At 57.1% G+C, this 2,468-nt stretch carries 2 protein-coding genes; both read left to right on the plus strand.

Going from position 1 to position 2,468, the window contains the following annotated elements; translation table 11 throughout:
• The first annotated feature begins 106 nt into the window (after nt 1–106).
• The gene (gene istA, locus FHR99_RS16225; RefSeq protein ID WP_183411791.1) at nt 107–1,633 is read left to right on the plus strand and encodes an IS21 family transposase; all 1,527 of its coding nucleotides are present in this window, start codon (nt 107–109) and stop codon (nt 1,631–1,633) included.
• Nucleotides 1,623–2,402 (plus strand): IS21-like element helper ATPase IstB, encoded by a 780-nt coding sequence (gene istB / locus FHR99_RS16230; protein ID WP_183411792.1) that lies wholly within the window; start codon nt 1,623–1,625, stop codon nt 2,400–2,402. Before istA ends, istB begins: the two co-directional genes overlap by 11 nt.
• Nucleotides 2,403–2,468 lie beyond the last annotated feature (66 nt).

Below are 2,468 nucleotides of genomic sequence, written 5' to 3' on the forward strand. Positions count from 1 at the left end.
TGTTGAATTGCATCCAAAACTGACCCACTAATCCCCTAGATTTGCATCGAATATTGACCCACGTATAAACCCTCCCTGCCGATTATTTGAGCAGGGGTATTCAGGAGTGATAGACGTGGCATTAGTCAGTGTTATCCGGCGTTGGCACTTGCGCGAAGGTGTTTCCATTCGCGAAGTTGCCCGACGCACCGGTTTATCAAGAAATACCGTCCGTAAGTACCTGTCCAACCCGGAGCTTGAGCCGAGCTACCCGACGCGCAAGAGCCCAAGCAAGCTCGACGACTACGAGGAGCTGCTGACCAGTTGGCTATTCCGGGAGTCACGGCGGCACCGTAAGCAGCGGCGCACCGTAAAACGCTTGTATCGCGATCTCGTTGTACTGGGTTACACCGGTTCCTACGACCGGGTAGCAGCCTTTGCCCGGCAGTGGCGCGAGGCCCAGCAGGAGGCAAAACTGCAGGCCAGCAAGCGCACCTATGTACCGCTAGAGTTTGCACCCGGCGAGGCTTTCCAGTTCGACTGGAGTGAGGAATGGCAGCCCATCAACGGTGTGCGCACCAAGCTTCAGGTTGCCCACTTCAAACTCAGTTACAGTCGCGCTCCGTACCTGCGGGCCTATCTCACCCAGACTCATGAGATGCTGTTCGATGCCCATTACCACGCCTTCTCGGCCTTTGGTGGGATTCCTGAGCGTGGCATTTACGACAACATGAAGACAGCCGTCGACAAGGTCGGCCGAGGCAAGCAGCGACAGGTGAACAAGCGCTTCTATGCCATGGTGAGTCACTATCTGTATGACGCCGAGTTCTGCAATCCAGCGGCAGGCTGGGAGAAGGGCCAAGTCGAGAAAGCGGTACGTGATGCCCGGCAGGGCCTGTGGTACGACGCCCCGTCCTTCAAGTCTCTACAGGAACTCAACCACTGGCTACATAACCGCTGCATCGAACTCTGGCAGGAAACCGCCCATCCGGAGTTCAAGGTGCGCTCGCTCGCGGAATGCCTGGAGGATGAACGGGCGCAGATGATGCCAGTGCCCGCCGCCTTCGATGGCTTCATCGAGACCAACAAGCGGGTAACATCCACCTGTCTGATCAGCCATGAGCACAACCGCTATAGCGTGCCGGCCAGCTTTGCCAACCGCAACGTCAGTCTGAGGGTTTATCCCGAGCGGCTAGTGATCGTGGCAGAGGCGCAGGTTGTTGCAGAGCATGTCCGGGTGTTCAGCCGCGACAAACAAGGCCCCGGCAAAACGATCTACGACTGGCGTCATTACCTCAGCGTCGTACAGCGTAAACCCGGCTCCCTTCGCAACGGCGCGCCGTTCTCGCAGTTGCCGGAGGGCTTTAAACGTCTACAGACCATCCTGCTCAGACGCCCCGGCGGCGACCGTGAGATGGCGGATATCCTCGCGCTGGTCTTGCTGCATGACGAACACTTGCTGGAACGCGCGATCAGTGAAGCGTTGGCGATTGGCGAGCCCTCCAAAGCCCACGTGCTCAACTGTCTGAGTCGATTGGAGCAACCTCAGCGACCACAGCCTCTGCGGACACCGCCGGCACTGAAGCTCGTCACCGAGCCGCTAGCGGACACAGCCCGCTACGATCAACTGCGGAGGGCTCGTCATGAAATCTGATGCTGTGGTCTCCACCCTTAAAACCCTGAAGCTGCATGGCATGGCCGACGCAGTTAAAACCCTGGCTGAGCAATCCTCTCCAGCCTATCAGCAGGCGCTGCCGATTCTGGATATCCTGCTAAAGGCAGAATCCTCAGAGCGGGATGTCCGTTCGATCAACTACCAGATGAAGGTCGCCAAGTTCCCTGTGTATCGAGACCTGACGGGGTTCGACTTCACGCAGAGTCTGGTCGATGAGTCACTCGTCCGATCGCTGCACCGCTGCGAGTTTGTGGAAGATGCTCACAACGTCGTACTGGTGGGTGGCCCCGGAACCGGCAAAACGCACCTGGCGACAGCGATCGGCATCCAGGCCATACAGCACCACCGGCTACGAGTCCGGTTTCTCTCCACCATTGAGCTGGTCAATGCACTGGAGCTGGAGAAGCAGGCGGGACAACAGGGCCGCTTGGCGAATCGTTTGATCCATACCGACCTGGTGATACTGGATGAGCTTGGCTACCTGCCGTTCAGCCAGAGTGGTGGCGCCTTGCTCTTCCACTTGATCAGCAAACTCTACGAACGCACTAGCATCATCATTACCACCAACCTCAGCTTCGGTGAATGGTCGGCCGTATTTGGCGACGAGAAGATGACAACCGCTCTCCTAGACCGGCTCACTCATCACTGCCACATTCTGGAAACAGGCAATGACAGCTTCCGATTGCGAAACTCAACGACTCAACAGGAGGGAAACAACACAGGCAAAAAAGGAAAAGCTGCGCCATAATCTGGCGTAATCGGGTGGGTCAATTTTAAATGCAATTCCCGGGTCAGTTTTAAGTGCAAATCAACA

This window comes from Litorivivens lipolytica (assembly GCF_014191715.1).
GTDB classification, from domain to species: Bacteria; Pseudomonadota; Gammaproteobacteria; order Pseudomonadales; family Spongiibacteraceae; genus Litorivivens; species Litorivivens lipolytica.